This is a genomic window from Natronorubrum thiooxidans (assembly GCF_900156475.1).
Taxonomy (GTDB): domain Archaea; phylum Halobacteriota; class Halobacteria; order Halobacteriales; family Natrialbaceae; genus Natronorubrum; species Natronorubrum thiooxidans.
Map to the genome: position 1 here is coordinate 106,832 of NZ_FTNR01000005.1, position 17,771 is coordinate 124,602.

Here is a 17,771-nt window from a genome sequence, read left to right on the forward strand (position 1 = left end):
CCCTTTTCACTCGATGTCGATCGCTTTCGACTCGGAGTCGCCGCCGACTTTCGGGAGCCGAACCGTCAACACGCCGTTCTCGTGGCCCGCCGTGATCGACTCCTCCTCGACTGGTTCGGGCAGTCGAATCCGGCGGCTCACCGAGAGTCGGGTTCGTTCACGCCGGAGATAGCGGTCACCCTCGTGTGCGTGGTCGTCCTCGCGTTCAGCATCGAGATGCAACGTCCCTTCCGAGAGCGTCAGCTCGATGTCGTCGGTCTCGTAACCGGGCAGATCGGCCGTAACGAGGTACTCCTCGCCGGTGTCGACGACGTTGACCGGGACGGAGCCAGGAACCTGCAGCCCGCCGCTGGTCATCCCCTCTTCGACCTGCTTGCTCACACGGTCGAGCATCTCTTCGATTTCCTCGAACGGATTTCCTCGCATACGCAAATCTACGACCTCGAGTGGGATAAATTCTGCCCGCCCCTCGAGGTCAAAACAGGGCTCGAGAACGTTACTCCGGCAGCGTCACCAGTCCGTCGTCGATCGCATCGAGAAGCACGTCACGCGCGTGGCCGTCTGGGTCGACGCTCTCGTAGACGGTCTGGACCTCGCCGTCGGCGAGGACGAACGTCGTCCGCTTGGTTACACCGCTGTCCCGCAGATCGACGTCGAAGGCGGCGGCGAGCTCGGCGTCGGGGTCGGCCAGCAGGTCGAACTCGAGGCCTTCCGATGCACAGAACGACTGGTGGGAGTCGACGTCGTCGGTCGAGACGCCGTAGACTGCAACGCCGGCATCCTGGTAGGTCTCGTGTTCGCGCTGGAACTGATTGGCTTCGATCGTACAGCCGGGGGTGTCGTCTTTCGGGTAGAAGTAGACGACCGTGGGGTCGTCGAACTCGAGAGTCACTGACTCGCCGTCTTGGGTCGGTGCGGTCACGGTTGGCGCGTCGTCGCCTGCGGTGAGTGGCATGGTCGTACTCCCGCGGGATGGGGAAAAACAGTTTGTGGTCTCCTCGATGGGTCCCCTTCAGTCGCTGGCTCCCCTTCAGTCGCTGGCTCGATCGCTCAACGCTACCCGACGACGTGTTCGGTGTCGTACGAACCCAGCCGACGGACCCACCCCTTCTCTGCCAGCTTCTCGAGATCCTCGATCGCTTCTTTCGTCCGCGCCTCGTAGAGGCCGGCCTCGATGTCGATGTGGAAGACGTAGTCGCCCAGTCGCTGGCCGCTGGGACGGGATTCGACCCGCGTCAGGTTGATGTCGCGGTCGGCAAAGGGCTCGAGCAGTTCGAGCAACAGGCCAGGATAGTTCGCGTTCGGGTAGACGACGAGCGTGGATTTGCCCCCGCCTTTCGAGCGCTCTTCAGCGGGTGCAAGCGCGAAGAATCGCGTCGCGTTCGAGTCCTGGTCCTGAATGTCCTCAGCAAGCACTTCGATGCCGTTGCTGGCGTTGTCGGGGTGGCCGATACCTGCGACGGACGGATCTTCGCGGGCGAACTCGACACCCTGTGCCGTGCTCGCGACAGCCTCGAGCGTGGCGTCGGGATACTCGCGGTCGAGATAGGAGCGACACTGCGCTAGCGCCTGAGAGTGGCTGGCGATCGTGTCGAACTCCGGCCCCTGGGCGAGCAGGGCGTGTCGAATCGGCGTGACGATCTCGCGGACGACGGCGACGTCGTACTCCGCGAGCGCATCGAGGCTCTCCGTGACGCTGCCTTCGATGCTGTTTTCGATCGGAATGACACCGCGGTCGTGTTCGCCACGGGCAACGGCGTCGACGATTGCCGTGACCGACTGGCGGAAGTCGATCTCGTCGCCGTCGGCGATCGCCGTGGCTGCCCGGTGTGAGTACGTTCCTTCAGGACCAAGCGTAACTGCAGTCATTGGGTTGTGATACCGGGGACGGCATCAAAAGACCTCGGGTCCGACTTGCCAGAGCGGGCGGACTCGAGCCGTCGTTTCGCGCCCCACCGGCGGTCGATCAGGCCGTCGCCGTCACGATGGCATCCTCGTACTCACCGACGGCGGCGAGAACCGCGTCCCGATCGTCGGGGTTGACCTCGAACGCCTCGAGGGCCGCCTCGAGATGGCCCACGATCGCGTCGAAGTCGGGTTTCGTGATCTCGAGGTCGTCGTGTGCGGCTGCCATGTCAGCACCCGTGTAGTCGACGGGGCCACCCGCGACCGCGCTGAGAAACTGGGTCTGGTGGGCCCGCTGTCGGTGCATGTCGACGTCGTCGAAGTAGTGAGCGACCTGTTCGTCCGCGACGACGCGGTCGTAGAATCGGTCGACGACCGCCGCAATGGCGTCTTGGCCGCCGAGTCGATCGTAAATCGTTTTCGACATATGAACCAATCAATCAGGGTCACTTACATAAACGTCCCGTCGAACATGTTCTCGAAGCTGAAACTCGTCTCTGCGGACCGGTGACCCGCGTCCGACAAGCGTGCGCTTTTCATACCCCAAGCGCAGACTCATGGCTATGAGAACACGCGGGACGTTGCGATTGGCGACGCGGGGGTCCACACTCGCCCGGCGGCAGGCCTCGCTGGTGCAGGAGGCCCTGGAGGACCGACGGTACGAGGTCGAACTCGTGACCGTCGATACCACGGGCGACCAGATCAAAGACGAACTGATCCACCGACTGGGAAAAACCGGTGCGTTCGTCCGTGAACTCGACGAACGCGTCCTCGAGGGCGACGTCGATGGCGCGATCCACTCGATGAAGGATATGCCGACCGAACAGCCCACAGAGCTGGTGACCGCCGGGGTGCCAGCACGGGGACCACCGGGTGATCTGCTCATCACGCCCGAGGGCGCGACGCTCGAGGAGTTACCCGAGGGCGCAACTGTCGGCACCTCGAGTCTGCGACGGCGGGCTCAACTGCTCTCTGAGCGCCCCGACCTCGAGGTCGAGCCGCTGCGCGGGAACGTGGATACGCGCCTCGAGAAGCTGCTCGCGCCCGCACTGCAGGCCGAACACCAGAAACGGACAGAGGCGGACAAAGAGCGCAAGGGGAACACCGGCAACGAGGCGTTCGAGCCCGACTTCGACCAGACCACTGACGACTGGTTCGACGGGCTTTCCGAACTCGAAAAACAGGCGCTCGGCCGCGAGGTCGAGACCGAGTACGACGCGATCGTGCTCGCACAGGCCGGCCTCGAGCGAAGCGGGCTCGACCACTACGTCGACGCCTACGAGCTGCCGGCGTCGACGTTCGTCCCGGCACCGGGACAGGGCGCGCTCGCGGTGACCGCGACCGACGGCGAGACGGCTCGCGAGATCCAGTCCGTGATCGACCACCCGCGCAGTCGCGTCGAGACGACGGTCGAGCGAACGATCCTCGCAGAGTTGGGAGGGGGCTGTATCGCGCCAGTCGGCATCTACGCGGTCGTCCAGGGCGAACACGTCCACGCGACGGTCACCGTTTTTGACCAGAACGGTGAGCAGTCGGTGACTGGGAGCCGAGATCTGCCGGTCGAACGCCACGCCGAGGCCGCCCGTGAGTTCGCCCGCGATCTGGCAGACCGTGGTGCAGCGGACCTGATCGAGCACGCCCGTACGGAGAGCGACGCTGACGACGAAGAGACACACGAGGGGGCGTAGATGCCAGCGTCGGACGAACCCAGTGTGGAAGACGAGACAGTCCACACCGAACTCGGCACCGTCTATCTCGTCGGGAGCGGCCCTGGCGACCCCGAGTTACTGACCGTCAAAGCCCAGCGCCTGCTCGAGGACGCCGATATCGTGCTCCACGACAAGCTTCCGGGGCCGGAGATCATCGACATGGTTCCCGAAGCGAACCGTCAAGACGTCGGCAAGCGAGCGCACGGCAATCGGACGCCACAGTCCGAGATCAACGAACGACTGGTCGCACTCGCTCGCGACGGACAGAACGTCGTTCGACTCAAGGGCGGCGACTCGTTCGTCTTCGGCCGCGGCGGCGAGGAAGCCGAGTATCTCGCCGCCCACGGAATCCCCTTCGAGGTCGTCCCCGGGATTACGTCGGCGGTCGCCGCGCCCGCAGTCGCCGGTATTCCGGTGACCCATCGCGATCACGCCTCCTCGGTCTCCTTCGTCACCGGCCACGAAGACCCCACCAAACCGGAGTCGGCCGTCGACTGGGAGGCGCTGGCCACCGCCGGCGGCACGATCGTCGTGTTGATGGGCGTCACACGGCTGCCCGAGTACACGGCGGCACTGATCGAGGGCGGTATGGCCCCCGAAACGCCAGTCGCACTCATCGAACGCGGCACGTGGACGACCCAACAGGTCGCGACGGGCACCCTCGAGACCATCGTCGACGCCCGCGACACGAACGACATCTCGCCGCCTGCGGTCACGGTGATCGGCGGCGTCGCCAGCACTCGCAAATCAGTCGTCGAGTTCCTTCGGAACGACTACGACGCCGCAACCGAGGATATGAACCACGAGCCACGATGAGTGACACACCCACCGTCGCTGTCTTCCGCCCGGACGACGACCGACTCGCCGACGCCGTTTCCCTCCTCGAGGAACTCGGCGCGACTCCCGTCGCCGATCCGATGCTGGCAGTCGACGCGACCGACGCGACGCCACGGACCGACGCCGACTACGTGCTCCTCACGAGCAAAACCGGCGCGGAACTCGTCTCCGCGGCTGGCTGGGAGCCCGGCAACGCCACCGTCTGTGCCATCGGCCCCGCGACCGCCGACGCGCTTCGCGAGGAGGGCTACACCGTCGATATCGTTCCCGACGAATACACTTCGAGTGGACTCGTCGCGACCCTCGAGGACGTCGTCGACGGCGCACGCGTCGAGGTCGCCCGCAGCGACCACGGCAGCCCCGTGTTGCTCGAAGGACTCAACGACGCGGGTGCGTACACCCACGAAACGATTCTCTACCGACTGGTCCGCCCCGCAGACAGCGGCGGCTCAGCCGAGTTGGCCGCCGAGGGCAGCCTCGAGGCTGCCTGCTTTACGTCGTCGCTGACAGTCGCCCACTTCCTCGAGGCCGCCGCCGACCGTGGTGTTCGCGAGGAGACGCTCGCCGGACTCGAGGACGTTACGATCGGCGTCATCGGCGAGCCGACGGCCGACACCGCCGACTCGCTGGGGATCGACGTCGACGTGATCCCCGACGAAGCCACGTTCGACGCGCTCGCACGCGAAACACTCGAGGCGACTCGCGAATAGGGCGACGCGACGGCGGTTCGCGCTCGAGTCCGTAGCAGAGCGGTTGTTATTTACACACAAACCAGCACTCGCAAGCTTAGTCCTCACGCTCGCTCGAGCCTGTAGAGCGACTACCGATGGCAGTCGCAACGTCGCTCTCACGGAAACTCGATCCGCCGGCGTCGGTCGGACTCCGACGCGCGTTTTTCGTCCTCTGGGGCATCGACACGGTTGCTGCAACGCTGTTCTTTCTGGTCCCGTACGCAACCGAACTCAATCCGATCACCGTCCTGTTCTACGGGCTGTTTGGCCTCCCGGGCGTCGTGCTGGCGGCCGTCTGCTACGCCGCGATCGTGATCGGAATCGGCCACGTGCTCTCGGACCCGCTCGACGTCCGATTCGTGGTCGGCGTCGTCGCCCTCTACGTCGTGTTCGCGGCGAACAACATCGTCCTGTTGCTCGCTCGCAGATCGCTGGTGGAACTGCTTGTGGTGTGACGGCACCAGACCGCAAGTTTATGAGCGAAGCCGGCCCAACGATAGCTCGATGGCTGGGCCGATTCCAGAACTTGAGGAGTGTGCGACCCGCTGTGCAACGCGGCTCGCTGGAGCCGACCGCGTTCTGCTGGCCTCACACATCGACGCCGACGGACTGACCAGCGCCGCGATCGCCGTCCAGGCACTCGAGCGGGCACGGATTCCGTTCGAGACGGTCTTCGAGAAGCAACTCGACGCGGACGCACTCGCCGATATCGCGGCGACCGAGTACGACACCGTCCTCTTTACCGACTTCGGAAGCGGCCAACTCGATATTATCAGCGAGTACGAAGCCGACGGCGCGTTCACCCCGGTGATCGCGGACCACCACCAGCCGGCGACGGCCGACGAGGACGGCGAGGCGGTCCGCGTCGAAACCGACTACCACCTCAACCCGTTGCTGTTCGGCATCAACGGCGCGTCCGAACTCTCGGGAGCCGGTGCGAGTTACGTCCTCGCGCGCGCACTTGCCGCGGTTTCGGACCAGCAGTCGGACGAGCCGGTCGCAACCGATGGCGGGACGGCAACCGCCGCCCGCTCGGACAACCGGGATCTCGCCGCACTGGCCGTCGTCGGTGCCGTCGGCGACATGCAGGCCTCCGGCGGCGAACTCCACGGCGCGAACGCAAAGATCGTCGCCGAGGGCGTCGACGCCGGCGTCGTCGAGACCGGCAAGGATCTCGCACTCTACGGCAAACAGACCCGTCCCCTGCCGAAACTGCTCGAGTACGCCACCGACGTCCACATTCCCGGCATCTCCAACGACAAAAACGGCGCGTTGCGCTTTCTGGACGAACTCGACCTCGAGTTGAAACGCGACGGTGAGTGGCGTCGGTGGGCAGGGCTCACGAACGACGAAAAACAGACTGTCGCCAGCGCGCTCGTCAGACGGGCCGTCTCGAGTGGCGTCCCGGCGACGAAAATCGACGGACTCGTCAGCACCGCCTACGTCCTGCCCGACGAACCCGTCGGCACCGAGCTCCGGGACACAAGCGAGTTCTCGACGCTGCTCAACGCGACCGCCCGCTACGAACGCGCTGATGTCGGCCTCGGGGTCTGTCTCGGCGATCGAGGGGACGCCCTCGAGCGGGCCCGAAAGCTGCTGCGCGATCACCGGCGTAACCTCTCGGCAGGGATCGATCTGGTCACACAAGAAGGCGTCACCCACGAGGACAATCTCCAGTGGTTCCACGCGGGCGACCGCATTCGCGAGACGATCGTCGGCATCGTCGCGGGGATGGCGATGGGTAATCAGGGAATCAGCCGATCGAAGCCGATCATCGCCTTCGCCGACAAAGACGACGAGCACGTCAAAGTCTCGGCCCGTGGCACCCACAGCCTCGTTCGAAATGGACTCGACCTCTCCGTCGTCGTCGGCGAGGCCGCACGCGCCGTCGGTGGTGACGGCGGCGGTCACGACGTTGCTGCCGGTGCGACGGTGCCGAACGGAGACGAAACGACGTTTATCGAGCGCGCCGACGCGATCGTCGGCGAGCAGCTCTCCTGAGCCGGTTATCTCGAGCGATCCATCGACGCCGGAACCGTCGGCACCAGCGGCGTACGCGAGGTCAACAGATACGTCGACTTGCGAACGGCTCCTTTGGCGTACTGGACCGTACTTTTGTGGATTGGCGTGCGCTTACCCCGAATCTGGGTGCGACCCTCGAGAATGGCATCGACGAGGTCGTCGCCATCGATATCTGCTTTCGTCGGGTTCGCTGTGTCGGGACTGACGAGGATTTCGGTGTATGCCTTGCCGACGTTCGGGAGGTAGTGGGCGTCGCTCGCGCCGATTTCGGGATACGCTCGCCGGCGGGCGAACGTCCGGGCACGGCGATTCCGGTAGCCAGTAAAGACCATGGAGTTGTAGGTCTCGATCGCGTCGGCGTCTTTGATATGGCGTTTGTGGACGCCGTGGCGGCTCCGTTGAAAGGGATGTGGAACGATAGCCACCCCGTCCAGTTCACGGACGGTGCCGACGGTTTTCATGAATGGCTGACCAGGATCCGGTCGTTGTTCGACACCAATTGCCAGCAGATGGCCGTGTCGGGTCGAGACCTCGACACCGGGGATACCCACGAGTCCGTACTCCGGTGCGAGTTCTGCGGCGCGAAGTGACTCGCCGATTTCATCGTGGTCAGTGATAACGACTCCATCGAGGCCGATATCGGCTGCGTGCTCCAGGATGAGTTCGATCGGTTCGTGACCGTCGTATGACTCATCCGAGTGGACGTGGAAGTCGATAGCAAATGGGATCTGAGATGTCATAGGACCATGTCGGGTGGCGTCTGTGAGTACCCATTCTGCTGATAGAAATATAAGCGCACCGCCAGTGGTCGTCCGGGAACAGACGATTCAATATCGCATTATACACTTTATTAGCTGAATATTTCGATACTGGCCTGCAACTGCTGACGGCGGTAATCAGTTGTTTGCTGTGCTAATAGCATGTTGACGGCCACGTGTGCCCGACTCACTCAATCGGTGAGAGGGTGTCAGGAACGACGTCTGAAAGCCGAACCTGCTCGAGCACATCCCGTATCTCCCCGGGACCAGCCGGCTCGTCGACACGCTCGTGGACGTGGTGCATACACTCGAGCATGCCCTTGATTGCGGCCTGACGAGTCGAGACACGACCGATCGCTTCGGCGACCGACTGATCGGCAAGGAAGTAGCGATAGCGGAGTTCCCAACAGCGGCTGAGGCCGAGTCCGGGATGGGATCGGTCAGCAGCGGTCCGATCCGCAACGAGTTCGAGCGGTGGCTGGCTATGACGATACGCGAACTGCCCGTCACAGCAGTCAGCAGGCCCCCATCCGGGAGGGAGTTCTTCACGTGGGATTGGGGGATGGTCAGGGGACATGTAGCGTCCTGAGGAGCGTCGCAAGAGTGTTGGTTCCGCTTGCGTACGCATCGTCCGTATGTAGGTGGCCCATACTGAATCAACGAGCTGGTAGTACCAATAGGGCTGAAAGTACGGACGACCGATCGTCCGACTTTTGTCGTCGCTCGCCCTCGGCTCGAGTATGGCAGAGTTCGATCCCGAAAAATTCGAAGACAAGTACGCCAACTACTTTCCCGAACTCCAGCAGGCGTACAAGAACGCGTTCAACCGCATGAACGACAACTACGACTCCGAGCTCGTCCACGCGATCGACCAGCAGGTGTTAAACGAGAGTGAGCCGTTCTACGAGGGGAACGATTCGAGCGGGCAAAGCCCGCAAGAACACGACGGCGAGTTCCGAATCGAGCTTCCCGACGATCCGTACGGACGGCTTTCAGGCGTGGTCGTCGAGGAAGAGCGATTCGAGCAGATCCTCGAGCGCCACGTCGCGGAGATCGAAACCGAACTCGAGCGGATCTTCGGGTTGAAGTAACGACAGCCGACACAAGCCGCCATGGCTGTCGGCGAGCGATTGCGGATGACGGAAGGTTTAGGGGTGCGCACACCCAAGGGTGGCCTATGAGTACCGAGACCCAGAACGACGGGGACGACCTCGAGGAACGCGTCGCGAACTTCCTGCGGCGAAACTTCCCGCAGATTCAGATGCACGGCGGCAGCGCGGCGATTCAGGATCTCGACCGCGAGACCGGAGAGGTCAGTATCGCACTCGGTGGTGCCTGCAGTGGCTGTGGGATCTCGCCGATGACGATTCAGGCGATCAAGAGCCGCATGGTCAAAGAGATCCCCGAAATCGAGAAAGTCAACGCCCACACCGGCGCTGAAGGCGGCGACGACATGGGCGGTGGAATGAGCCCATCGTTCCCCGGTGAAACCGTCGACGACGACGGCGAAGCGGACGAAGGCCCCGAAGCTCCGTTCTAACGTTCTCGAGCCCGTACTGTTGTTTATCACGTCGACCAGCAGCGCCACTCGATTGCGTCGGCGAGTCCGAAAGCGAGTCAGCGTATGCCGACTCCACGTTCCCACGTCCGGACCAGTGCCGTGAGAATTCGGTTCGTCGGAACCTGGCGTTCGGCGGCCCGATCGACCACATACCCGTTGATGGCGTCGATCTCGGTGCGGCGCTCGGCGTGGATATCCTGACGCATCGAGGAGGTGTTCGCGGCTGTCTCGGTTGCAACGGACTCCAGCGCGACCACTGCCTCTCGGTTCGATAGCGACACGGCACACGAACGAGCGACGCGAGCCGTTTCGCGGGCGGCCGACAGTGCGAGGTCGTTCGCGTCGGCCTCGAGCACCGCGCCGTTTTCGGTTTCGGTGAGCGCCGTGATGGCATTGATCCCCGCGTTGACGGCGAGCTTTTCCCAGAGCCGTCGGGGCATATCCGTGGCGACGGTGGTCTCGAGGCCGGCCGACGCGAACAGGTCGCTGATCCGATCTGCACGGTCCGAGGAGCCACCTGCTCGGGCACCGAGGACGATCTCGCCGATGCCGGTACACTCGACGACGCCTGGTGCCTGCAAAATCGCGCCGTAGGAGGCCGTTCCGGCCAGGACCGGTGCCTCGAGCCGGGCCGCAAGCGTCTCCTCGTTGCCCATCCCGTTTTGCAACGAGAGGATGGTGTCATACGACCCCGTCGCGAGCGTCTCGGCGGCCGCCGCGGTGTCGAACGATTTGACCGCCACAACAGCGAGGTCGGCCTCGAGTCCGTGGCCGTCAGTCGTCGCGTGTGGAGTGACTGTTGTCTCGAGTTCGCCACGGACCTCGAGGCCAGACGCACAGACGGCACTTGCATGAGGGTCACGCGCGACGAGTGTGACTGCGTTTTTGGAGTCGGATGCGAGCGCGCCGCCGATGAGACTGCCAAGGCTGCCGGCACCGAAGATGACGATCTCCATAGCTACGTACTCCTGTATCGAGCGCAGTGAAAGCGGTTTTCGTCCCGGTTCTTGATTCGAACAGCCAGCAATAAATCAACAAATGCTATATAAAATAGCTGTCGACACTCGAGTCGAGTGAATAGTGCAACCAAGATGACAATCGTTCCCATGAGAATAGAAAACAATATACATCCCCCGTTCAGAGGAAGGGTATATGAAAGGAGGTCGCACCACTGGAGTCGCTCCCGGGGTCGCTCCAGTCGAAACGCGTTGTCTCGAGTCAGTCCGAACGGGAAACCGACCGACTATCGACGGTTTCACGGTTGACAGCGGTGTCGGACGATCAGCACGGCTATGTTCTCCCGTGTCCCCCACGGACAGTCGCAGCAGTCAGCATCCAAATCCAAGCAATCACGGCGACGGCGTGTCCCACCAATGACCGGAACGGGTGTCGCCACCGTCGGCAACTGCCGGATCGCATACCGACGCGCGGGCACCAGCGGTCCGCCCGTCGTCCTCTGTCACGGTGCTGGAATCGATGACGCAACCGTTTCGTGGCGACACACCATCGACGCCCTCGCCGACGACTACCAGGTCTACGGAATCGACTGGCCGGAGTACGGCAACAGTACGGGCAGTGTCACCCACACCATCGAGACGTACGTCGACGTCCTCGAGGGCTTCCTCGAGACGCTGCCGTACGACCGCGTCACCCTGGCCGGGATCTCGATGGGTGGCGGTGTAGCACTCGGCTACGCCCTCGAACACCCCGATCGCGTCGAGCAGTTAGCGCTCGTCGATAGCTACGGTCTCGGCGGCCGACTGCCCAGCGCCCTCCCCTGGAAGGTGCTCGGACAGATCCCCGGCATCACGGAGTTCGGAAAGATCGCCTGCAGCGCCACCAGCGAAAGCGTACGGATGGTCCTCGATAGCCTCGTCGCCGACGCCAGCGACCTCCCCGAGCCGTTCGTCGAGGACGTCAGAGGAAAATTGATGGAACCGGGGTCGATCCAGGCGTTCAAGCAGTTCCAGCGGAACGAACTCTCGTTTAACGGCCGCGTCGCGACGAACTTCGTCGACGACCTCGAGTCACTGACTGTTCCAACACTGCTCGTCCACGGCAGAGACGACCCGCTCGTCCCCGTCGAGTGGTCGATTCGTGCCGCTGACCGACTGCCGAACGCGGAACTGGATCTGGTCGGCGACTGCGGCCACTGGACCCCACGAGAGCGACCCGAGCGGTTCAACGAGAGCCTCCGGGAGTGGCTGCCGGATCATCGACACACGCCACAGATACAGTACCCCAAAGGCCAGATTCCGGGTTTCACTCCAGCCAGCGACTGAGACGGACTGCGATCCGTTTCACATGAAATCCTCGATCCCCGATTGCTTGTTCTTGTCATTCTCGAACACGCTCTCGAGCGAGCGTTCTAAGACCTCGAGGCGCTGTTTCGTGTAATCGCGGCAGTCGTACTCCTCGGCGACCTGAATCGCCGTCTGCATGTACTTGTTCACCGAGCCTTCGTGGACGGTGAGGTTAACCCGACCACCGCATTCGCGGCAGTCGCCGGTCAGGGGCATCCGGCGGAACTTCTCGCCGCAGTCGAGACAGCGGGTTTCCTGCCGTGAGAACGCACGGAGGTTGCCGATCAGATCCGGCAGGAAGTGGCCTTCGATCACCCGTTCGGCGACGTCGGTCTCGTCGACTGACTCGAGTTTGCGCGAAAGCTCGAGCTGGGCGTCCATCTTGTCCATCATCGAACCCAGCGTCTTGTACGCCGAGAGGTCGGGCCCCATCGCGATGTCGGTGGTGTCGTGGGTGTGTTCGAAGCCGGTGTACTCGCCGTCGGTGCCGAGGGTGTCTTCGCCGATCTGGATCTCGACAGATTCGGGATCGGCCTGCTCGCGAGTCGCCAGATAGAACTCGCGAGGGTACTGGGAGACGATGTCCATGTTGTGGGCCTCATCGTCGATCTCGGAGGGGTCGATTCGCGAGGACATGACGAGGGGGGCGTCCATCTTGCCGCCGCGCTGGTCAGGGAGGAACGATTTGCTAAAGTTAAGCAACCCGTCAAGAAGCAGCATAACACAGTCCTCGTCACCATCGCAGTTGCGGCGCTTGGCGGCGTGAAAGTACGGATGTGCGTAGCCAACGGCTGCGGTCGTAAACCCAATCACTCGACCGACAGTTGCCGCGCTCGTGTGGGGTGCCATCCCGAAGACGAGTTCGCCCACGAGGTCCTGTCGGTCTTCGAACTCGTAGAACCGCTCGAGGCCGTAGTACTGCTCGAGTAAGTCGTCGATGAAGGCAGCGGTCTGGAGCATGAACTCGGCTGCGCCGTCCGAGAGGACGATATCCTGGACCTTGAGTTCGACCAACTGGTCCTCGTGGGTCAGCGGGTCACCGTGGATGTCTTCCTCGTAGCCCAGTGCCTGGAGTTGGCCGACGTCGATATCGAGTTCGCTGGCGCGGACCGACGTGACGGGCAGGTCGGTCATGTCGTAGCGGATGGTGCCGTCTTTGAACGTGCTGACGTCGTGTTTCGCACGAAGCACTCCCTTTTCGATGGGTTCGGGGACCTTCGTCGCCGAGGAGAGCCCCTTGACGCCTTTGAGGATCTCGAAGGCGTTCTCGCGTTCGCCGACCGACTCCAAGGCGTCACGATACTCCTCGTGGATGTCGATCTCGCGGGATTCGACACAGGTAGCTTCGCGGTCGCAGTGGCCACACTCGACGCGACCGGCCTCGTCGGGTTCGATACGCTGCTCGCAGTCGGGACAGCGGTAGTCGGGGGTCGTCCGGGTGTTACACTCAGGACAGCGGTTCTTGAACGTCTCCGTCTCGCAGTTGGGACAGCGCTGGCGACCGATCTGAACCTCGACGACGCCGGGCGTGTCCGACATCGTTTCGGCGTGTTTGGCCGCGTTGGCGACGTTGCGCTGTGCACCACCGGCTTCGCCGATGGGAAACAGCGTGTGGACCGGCGGACTGAGATCGCGCCGCTCTGACTTTTCCGGACGGCCCATCCGATTGCCGATCCGTGTCGGCGCGCGTTCGCGAACCTGGAAGGGAGCCACCTCGTTGACCGCCTCGATGGCGTTGTCGCCGTCTTCTTCGTGCCCCCACGTGCGGGCCCGTTCGGAGAGGTCGTCGTCGCTCCAGGTGCGCTCGAGTTCGATGGTCGATGCCTGTTCGTGCCCGTCGGGTTCCAGCGTGGCCCCATCAGTGACCGCTTGGCGGGGCTCACACCCCAGCGTGCGGGCGAAGGGTCGCCAGTCGTCGATCTCAATTCGGTTCTCGGCCTCGCGCTGGCGGTGTTCGATAATGAGCGTCTCGAGTGCCACCGCGGTCGACTCGCCGTACTCGAGGACGAGCGTCCCGTCCCCGTCGGCGTCGTCTTCGACTCGGCCATGGGCAACGGCGTCCGCGAGGGCGCAGTACGTCTCGACCGAGATATCGTGCCAGAGATAGGTGTACTGGGGATGGAGCGGGGCGTCGTACGCCGTCGCCCACTCGAGGGCTTGCTCGGCCTCGGGGAACTCGAGGTCGATTCGGGGGTCGTCCTCGAGCGCCTGCGTGTCTGCACCGGCGTCTGCCAGATCCTGAATCCACCACTCGAAGACGTAGGAGGCGGGGGCAAGCGGATGGTTGTTCTCGACAAACTCGCCGTAGTTGACCAGATACTCGCCGGTGTCCAGAATCTTCTCGATGCCGTTTCTGATCTCGAGGGCCTCCTCGGGGTCGTCGATCCGACGGACGTCGCCGTTTGCCAGTTTGACCGTGGGGCCGTCGATGCTGTCGACGGGGATGATCCCGTGGGCTTTGCCGGGGCGTTCGGTCTTGATCTGGGTCCCCGTCGCGAGGAAGTCATCGACCAGATGCATCGTCGCGGGATGAACCCCGCCGGTCGCAAAGCCGTGGTTGCGCGCACGGCCGTACCGGAGCCGAAAGCCGCCTTCGGCGCTTGGATGAGAGAAGACCGGCCGACCGGCAATCAGATCCCGGAGGAACTTCGTGGATGGCTCGGCTCGCGGCGGACCGTCAGACGCGTCGGAATCGTCGGCCGGCTCAGTCGTGTCACCGTCGCTTTCGTCCGACTCTGCGTGTGCGTCGTCTTCGTCGCTGTCCGCACCGTCCTCGCCCTCATCAGCCGTGTAGTTGCCGTCGATCAGATCCTGCAGCCACGGCCAGTCGACCTCGTCGAGATTGCGGGTGTACCGCTGGATTTTGGGGGCCTTGAGCGCGATCCCCTCCCCGAGGACGAGACACATCCCGCCACGGGCGCTGTTGGTGTCGACCCGCTCTAAATCACGAAAGCCCGACACCTCCTCGTCGCCCGTTGCCTCCCCGTCGAGCATGATCGGGAGGTGTTTGGCGATGAACTTGGCCTCTTTCGCTTTCGGCGTGTACTGGAGGCCGGTTTCCTTATCGTAGAGGGCGATTTCTTCGGCGTAGCGTTCGATCTCGTCGTCACGGGCGTTGTACTGTTCGATACCCACGAGCGCACGCGTGTAGTCGGCCACGAGCACAGAGAGTGCCTGTGCTGTCCCCCCCGCCGAACGGATCGGACCGGCGTAGTAGACGTTGACAAACTCGGTCCCGTCGTCGTTTTGTAAGAGTTCGACCCGATCGATTCCTTCGATCGGCGCGGCGACGACGCCCTCGGTCAGAAGCGCGACTGCCGTTCGGACCGCGCCTTCGATCTTCCCCGCTCTCGTCTCGTAATCGCCGACCCTCCCGTCCGCGAAGTCCTTTGCGAGCTCGAGGGCGGCCTCCTCGCGAGACATCTGGTCTTCGAGTTCGCGGACGCGTTCGGCGACGCCGTCGATGCCGAGGATGTTCTCGACGCGGTCGGCCATGTCCTTGGCAACCGGAATCTCGACTTCGGGCTCCGGGTCGCCGCCGCGTTGTTTGGCTCGCTCGGCGACGTCGAACGCCTCGTCTAACTGGTCCTCGAGGCGCTGGAAGTACCGAGCATCTTCCTCGCGCATATCAGAGCCAGAGGTCGAGGTCGGTAGTCTCGTCGTGCTCACGCTCGAGGGGAGCTTCGAAGACGCGCATGTGGACCTCGCCGGCCCAGACCGTCGCTTCGTTCAGGTGGCCCGCGACGGCGGTGCCGTCCGCATCCGAGAGGACGACGTGGGTGTGTGCGAATCGGTCGCCGTCTAACAGGGAGACGTTGCCCACGCAACTGGCGACCTCGAGTGGCTCGTCGAATGCGATCGGATAGTACTCGCAGTCGTCCTGGTCGTAAAACCAGACTTCGGCGTCCTGGACCGCACCGAGAGCGGTAAACCAGGCCGCGTCGGCGTCGACGTCGTTTGCGAGCGACTCGATCTCGGCCCGCCAGTCGGCACCCGTCTCGAGGCGGGCGACGTACTCGTCCGTGGTCTCGACGGCGCGATAGTTCATACGACACAACTGTGTCCGCCGATAGAAAAAGGGCTACGTTCGGTTACGCTCAACAGAGAGTCGATAGCATTTCACACAATACCCCGACGGAGCGGTTGCGGAAGATAACTATTGGCAATCATTGTTCAGTTGAGTACAATAATCTGCATTATTCAGCAGAGGTAGTATGAGATGACGGATATCGGAAGATGTTGGCTAAATACGACCAATATAAACAGTACACGTATCAAAAGTTATATAAGGTATGACAGAACACATGTTACAGTATGCCACAAGACATGGTGAACGTTACCAGGCGACATCTCCTCGCGTCGGGAGCTGCCGTCTCCGCGGCAGCGATTGCAGGGTGCATTGGTGGCGGTGACGGTGATGGTGCCGAGCAGTTCCACTTCACGCAAGAGCAATCGCGTGAAGAACAGTTTGACCCCGTCATCTCGAACGACGCCTACAGCTTTCAGGTGATTCAACTCGTCTTCGACGGGCTCTATGAGTACGACGACGGACTCGAGTTACAGCCCAAACTCGCGGCAGGTGAGCCGACCATCGAGCGCGACGGGACGCGCTATATTTTCGAACTCGTAGACGGCGCCACGTTCCACAACGGTGACGAGGTAACCGCCGCAGACGTCGCCCACTCGTTTACCGCGCCGGTCGAAGAGGAGACGGAAAACGCGGCCGAGTACGACATGATCGAGAGCACCGAGGTCATCGACGACTACCAGCTTCAGGTCGACCTCGGTGACGAGCCATACGGCCCGTTTGAACTCGCGACGATGGGCGTCACAGTGGTCCCCGAATCCGTCCGCACCGACGACCGCGAGGCGTTCAACAGGGATCCGGTCGGTTCCGGTCCGTTCGAGTTCGCCGACTTCCAGGACAACGAGTACGTCGAACTCGAGCGCAACGACGACTACTGGGACGACCTCGAGCCGAACCTCGAGCAGGTTCGCTTCGTCGCCCACGACGACGACGCGGGCCGGATCTCCGACATTCGATCGGGCGACACCGACGCCATCGCCGGGATTCCAAACGACGACTGGGACATTCTCGAGGACGAAGAAGGGGTAGAACTCTACTCGGCCGAGAGTCCGTCGTTCATGTATATGGCGTTTAACTGCAACGAGGGGCCAACGGCGAATCCGGAGGTCCGGCGAGCGATCGCCCACTCGTTCTCGATGCAGGATTTCATCGAGTCCAACGCTGGAAACGTGGCCTCGCCGATGTACAGCCCGGTCCCACCGGTTGTCAACGATGTCTGGGGGTTCCCGGAAGACGAGTACCAGGAGCTGTTGCCCGAGTACGACCCCGACGAGGCCCAGTCGCTGCTCGAGGAACACGCGCCAGACGACTTCGAGCCGACGATCATCACGCCGGCGGGAATTCGCGCGCAGCTGGCCGAACGGATCGCCACCCGATTGGACGAGATTGGCTACGGGGCCGACGTGCAGACGCTCGACTTCGCGACGCTGGTCGATACGTACACGAGCGGGAACGAGGACGACTACCAGATGTACATGCTGGGCTGGACCGGCGGTCCTGACCCCGACTTCTACCTCTACCCGCTCTTTCACGAGAGCCAGGCGGGCGTCAATCAGGGTCACTACTACGAGGGGAGCGACGGCTTCCACGACGACATCGCCGAGGGCCGCAACTCGGCCGACCAGGACGCGCGCTACGATCTGTACGAGCCCGTCATCCGAGAAATCGTCGAGGAACTGCCCGTGTTGCCCGCGTTTACCCAAGACAACACGATGGCTGCCCGCGACTACGTCCAGGGTCTGCAGGCCCATCCGGAAGTGACGAGAAACCCGACTCTCGTCGCGGAGTATACGAACGTCTCCATGGAGTAAACCGTTGACAGTGGCGCCACGCCGGTGGAAACGGCCGACCGTGGTTT

18 protein-coding genes are annotated in these 17,771 nt (G+C 63.1%); 9 read left to right on the plus strand and 9 right to left on the minus strand.

The features are described 5' to 3' along the window. Nucleotides 1-6: 6 nt before the first annotated feature. From BW940_RS08660 to BW940_RS08675, 4 genes are all read right to left on the minus strand, one after another. Nucleotides 7-426, minus strand: coding sequence for an Hsp20/alpha crystallin family protein (locus BW940_RS08660; protein WP_076608806.1), 420 nt, complete (start codon nucleotides 424-426; stop codon nucleotides 7-9). A 70-nt stretch (nucleotides 427-496) separates the two neighbouring features. Continuing rightward, the gene (locus tag BW940_RS08665; protein ID WP_076608807.1) at nucleotides 497-955 is read right to left on the minus strand and encodes a peroxiredoxin; all 459 of its coding nucleotides are present in this window, start codon (nucleotides 953-955) and stop codon (nucleotides 497-499) included. A 101-nt stretch (nucleotides 956-1,056) separates the two neighbouring features. Beyond that, the gene (pheA, locus tag BW940_RS08670) at nucleotides 1,057-1,869 is read right to left on the minus strand and encodes a prephenate dehydratase (protein WP_076608808.1); all 813 of its coding nucleotides are present in this window, start codon (nucleotides 1,867-1,869) and stop codon (nucleotides 1,057-1,059) included. Between the two features lie 97 nt (nucleotides 1,870-1,966). Continuing rightward, complete coding sequence (locus BW940_RS08675; RefSeq protein WP_076608809.1) at nucleotides 1,967-2,332, minus strand: group I truncated hemoglobin; 366 nt, start codon at nucleotides 2,330-2,332, stop codon at nucleotides 1,967-1,969. 136 nt (nucleotides 2,333-2,468) lie between these two features. On the opposite strand from BW940_RS08675, the gene hemC reads away from it, so the two are divergent. From hemC to BW940_RS08700, 5 genes are all read left to right on the plus strand, one after another. Further along, the gene (gene hemC, locus BW940_RS08680) at nucleotides 2,469-3,593 is read left to right on the plus strand and encodes a hydroxymethylbilane synthase (RefSeq protein ID WP_076608810.1); all 1,125 of its coding nucleotides are present in this window, start codon (nucleotides 2,469-2,471) and stop codon (nucleotides 3,591-3,593) included. After that, nucleotides 3,594-4,430, plus strand: a complete 837-nt coding sequence (gene cobA / locus BW940_RS08685) for a uroporphyrinogen-III C-methyltransferase (protein ID WP_076608811.1) — start codon at nucleotides 3,594-3,596, stop codon at nucleotides 4,428-4,430. Further along, the gene (locus BW940_RS08690; protein WP_076608812.1) at nucleotides 4,427-5,161 is read left to right on the plus strand and encodes a uroporphyrinogen-III synthase; all 735 of its coding nucleotides are present in this window, start codon (nucleotides 4,427-4,429) and stop codon (nucleotides 5,159-5,161) included. Before cobA ends, BW940_RS08690 begins: the two co-directional genes overlap by 4 nt. Nucleotides 5,162-5,277: 116 nt before the next feature. Further along, complete coding sequence (locus tag BW940_RS08695) at nucleotides 5,278-5,637, plus strand: hypothetical protein (protein WP_076608813.1); 360 nt, start codon at nucleotides 5,278-5,280, stop codon at nucleotides 5,635-5,637. Nucleotides 5,638-5,686: 49 nt separating this feature from the next. Beyond that, complete coding sequence (locus tag BW940_RS08700) at nucleotides 5,687-7,183, plus strand: DHHA1 domain-containing protein (protein WP_076608814.1); 1,497 nt, start codon at nucleotides 5,687-5,689, stop codon at nucleotides 7,181-7,183. A 5-nt stretch (nucleotides 7,184-7,188) separates the two neighbouring features. On the opposite strand, the gene BW940_RS08705 is transcribed toward BW940_RS08700, so the two are convergent. Together BW940_RS08705 and BW940_RS08710 are read right to left on the minus strand one after the other, a co-directional pair. Continuing rightward, complete coding sequence (locus tag BW940_RS08705; RefSeq protein WP_076608815.1) at nucleotides 7,189-7,944, minus strand: PHP-associated domain-containing protein; 756 nt, start codon at nucleotides 7,942-7,944, stop codon at nucleotides 7,189-7,191. A gap of 205 nt (nucleotides 7,945-8,149) precedes the next feature. Then, nucleotides 8,150-8,539, minus strand: a complete 390-nt coding sequence (locus BW940_RS08710; protein WP_173834871.1) for a hypothetical protein — start codon at nucleotides 8,537-8,539, stop codon at nucleotides 8,150-8,152. Between the two features lie 163 nt (nucleotides 8,540-8,702). Here BW940_RS08710 and BW940_RS08715 point away from each other — a divergent pair, with 163 nt between their 5' ends. Next, entirely contained in the window at nucleotides 8,703-9,053 is a 351-nt protein-coding gene (locus BW940_RS08715) for a DUF5783 family protein (RefSeq protein WP_076608816.1), read from the plus strand. An 86-nt stretch (nucleotides 9,054-9,139) separates the two neighbouring features. After that, entirely contained in the window at nucleotides 9,140-9,502 is a 363-nt protein-coding gene (locus BW940_RS08720) for a NifU family protein (RefSeq protein WP_076608817.1), read from the plus strand. A gap of 77 nt (nucleotides 9,503-9,579) precedes the next feature. Here the strand turns inward: BW940_RS08720 and BW940_RS08725 are convergent, their stop codons facing one another. Next, the gene (locus BW940_RS08725; protein WP_076608818.1) at nucleotides 9,580-10,479 is read right to left on the minus strand and encodes a ketopantoate reductase family protein; all 900 of its coding nucleotides are present in this window, start codon (nucleotides 10,477-10,479) and stop codon (nucleotides 9,580-9,582) included. Nucleotides 10,480-10,896: 417 nt separating this feature from the next. Here BW940_RS08725 and BW940_RS08730 point away from each other — a divergent pair, with 417 nt between their 5' ends. Further along, a complete protein-coding gene (locus tag BW940_RS08730; RefSeq protein ID WP_076608819.1) occupies nucleotides 10,897-11,805 on the plus strand; it encodes an alpha/beta fold hydrolase in 909 nt (302 codons plus the stop codon). A gap of 18 nt (nucleotides 11,806-11,823) precedes the next feature. On the opposite strand, the gene BW940_RS08735 is transcribed toward BW940_RS08730, so the two are convergent. Further along, nucleotides 11,824-15,453, minus strand: coding sequence for a DNA polymerase II large subunit (locus BW940_RS08735; RefSeq protein WP_076608820.1), 3,630 nt, complete (start codon nucleotides 15,451-15,453; stop codon nucleotides 11,824-11,826). Nucleotide 15,454: 1 nt separating this feature from the next. After that, nucleotides 15,455-15,874 carry a PPC domain-containing DNA-binding protein gene (locus tag BW940_RS08740; protein ID WP_076608821.1) on the minus strand — a complete coding sequence of 140 codons (420 nt, stop codon included), beginning with the start codon at nucleotides 15,872-15,874 and terminating at the stop codon, nucleotides 15,455-15,457. A gap of 266 nt (nucleotides 15,875-16,140) precedes the next feature. Between BW940_RS08740 and BW940_RS08745 the strand changes: the two genes are divergently transcribed. Next, complete coding sequence (locus BW940_RS08745) at nucleotides 16,141-17,724, plus strand: ABC transporter substrate-binding protein (RefSeq protein WP_143823879.1); 1,584 nt, start codon at nucleotides 16,141-16,143, stop codon at nucleotides 17,722-17,724. The last annotated feature ends 47 nt before the right edge of the window (nucleotides 17,725-17,771 follow it).

Bases quoted from the DNA above. Each gene is read 5' to 3' on its own strand.
- BW940_RS08710 (WP_173834871.1), bottom strand. From the start codon at position 8,539: ATGTCCCCTGACCATCCCCCAATCCCACGTGAAGAACTCCCTCCCGGA.
- hemC (WP_076608810.1), top strand. From the start codon at position 2,469: ATGAGAACACGCGGGACGTTGCGATTGGCGACGCGGGGGTCCACACTC.
- BW940_RS08720 (WP_076608817.1), top strand. From the start codon at position 9,140: ATGAGTACCGAGACCCAGAACGACGGGGACGACCTCGAGGAACGCGTC.
- BW940_RS08700 (WP_076608814.1), top strand. From the start codon at position 5,687: ATGGCTGGGCCGATTCCAGAACTTGAGGAGTGTGCGACCCGCTGTGCA.
- BW940_RS08660 (WP_076608806.1), bottom strand. From the start codon at position 426: ATGCGAGGAAATCCGTTCGAGGAAATCGAAGAGATGCTCGACCGTGTG.
- pheA (WP_076608808.1), bottom strand. From the start codon at position 1,869: ATGACTGCAGTTACGCTTGGTCCTGAAGGAACGTACTCACACCGGGCA.
- BW940_RS08725 (WP_076608818.1), bottom strand. From the start codon at position 10,479: ATGGAGATCGTCATCTTCGGTGCCGGCAGCCTTGGCAGTCTCATCGGC.
- BW940_RS08675 (WP_076608809.1), bottom strand. From the start codon at position 2,332: ATGTCGAAAACGATTTACGATCGACTCGGCGGCCAAGACGCCATTGCG.
- BW940_RS08745 (WP_143823879.1), top strand. From the start codon at position 16,141: ATGCCACAAGACATGGTGAACGTTACCAGGCGACATCTCCTCGCGTCG.
- BW940_RS08730 (WP_076608819.1), top strand. From the start codon at position 10,897: ATGACCGGAACGGGTGTCGCCACCGTCGGCAACTGCCGGATCGCATAC.
- BW940_RS08740 (WP_076608821.1), bottom strand. From the start codon at position 15,874: ATGAACTATCGCGCCGTCGAGACCACGGACGAGTACGTCGCCCGCCTC.
- BW940_RS08665 (WP_076608807.1), bottom strand. From the start codon at position 955: ATGCCACTCACCGCAGGCGACGACGCGCCAACCGTGACCGCACCGACC.
- cobA (WP_076608811.1), top strand. From the start codon at position 3,594: ATGCCAGCGTCGGACGAACCCAGTGTGGAAGACGAGACAGTCCACACC.
- BW940_RS08695 (WP_076608813.1), top strand. From the start codon at position 5,278: ATGGCAGTCGCAACGTCGCTCTCACGGAAACTCGATCCGCCGGCGTCG.
- BW940_RS08690 (WP_076608812.1), top strand. From the start codon at position 4,427: ATGAGTGACACACCCACCGTCGCTGTCTTCCGCCCGGACGACGACCGA.
- BW940_RS08705 (WP_076608815.1), bottom strand. From the start codon at position 7,944: ATGACATCTCAGATCCCATTTGCTATCGACTTCCACGTCCACTCGGAT.
- BW940_RS08715 (WP_076608816.1), top strand. From the start codon at position 8,703: ATGGCAGAGTTCGATCCCGAAAAATTCGAAGACAAGTACGCCAACTAC.
- BW940_RS08735 (WP_076608820.1), bottom strand. From the start codon at position 15,453: ATGCGCGAGGAAGATGCTCGGTACTTCCAGCGCCTCGAGGACCAGTTA.